The sequence below is a fragment of the Vibrio sp. 1069 genome (genome assembly GCF_033340555.1).
In genome coordinates, this window is record NZ_JAWOWP010000131.1 from 1 (window position 1) to 1,015 (window position 1,015).

The following is a 1,015-nucleotide window of genomic DNA, read 5'->3' on the forward strand; positions in this document are numbered from 1 at the left end:
CGCAAATGGCGGTCACTTACAACATCAACATCATTGCTGGCAGTATGCCGCTCATCGAAGATGGCAAGCTCTACAACGTTGCGTACTTACTGCAACGCGATGGGGAAATTAACGCTCAGTACAAAATCCACATCACGCCACACGAACAAAAAGACTGGGTAATTGATGGCGGTGATAATGTACAAGTGTTCGAAACCGATGCTGGTAAGGTCGGCATTCTGATTTGTTACGACAGCGAGTTCCCTGAGCTGGGTCGTATGCTCGCCGAGCAAGGCGCGCAAATTATCTTTGTGCCATTCTGGACCGATACCAAAAACGGCTATCAACGTGTGCGGATCTGTTCTCAATCTCGCGCGATCGAAAACGAGTGTTATGTAGCGATTGGCGGCAGTGTCGGCAACTTACCGCGCGTGGACAACGTGGACATTCAATATGCTCAATCAGCGGTGTTCTCACCTTCAGACATTTATTTCCCCCACGACGCCACATTGACGGAAGCCAGTGCGAATACGGAAATGATCATCTTTGCCGATGTTGACTTAACCAAGCTGAAACAGCTCAACACCGAAGGCTCGGTAACGAACTTGCGCCATCGACGCCTCGATTTGTACGGTGCGTTCACAACACCAAAAGAGTAACCTGAGACCCAAGCCATGGTAGTGACCGCTCGCCGTCGCGAATCAAACGGCGAGCGGAATCCAGCGCAACAGCGCATCAGGTAAACACAATTATCAGAGGTATGTCAGTTTTTCTCGGGAATGAGAAACAAGAATTGACCAGAGAAAACAACAGGAGTATCACTCCCATTTCCTTCCGATTTTATTAGAGGAAAGCATTTGGAACACATTAACGCTTTACTCATCTCCATGAAGCCTCTGCTGGAGCAGTACGGCTACCTTGCGCTTATTGTCAGCATCTTTTTTGAAGGTATTGGCATTCCCATGCCTGGGCAATCTTTGATGATCGCAGCGTCAATTCTGGCCTCAGAACAAGTCATGAATCTGAGTATGGTTAT

The 1,015-nt window shown here is 48.4% G+C and carries 2 protein-coding genes; both read left to right on the top strand.

The genetic code is table 11. The annotated features are described in order from the left end of the window. Positions 1-638, top strand: a 638-nt coding sequence (locus R7040_RS24935; protein WP_031830287.1) for a carbon-nitrogen hydrolase family protein, incomplete at its 5' end; no start/stop codon positions are given. Positions 639-836: 198 nt separating this feature from the next. Then, positions 837-1,015: DedA family protein (locus tag R7040_RS24940; RefSeq protein ID WP_411978199.1), on the top strand; the 179-nt coding region annotated here is incomplete at its 3' end.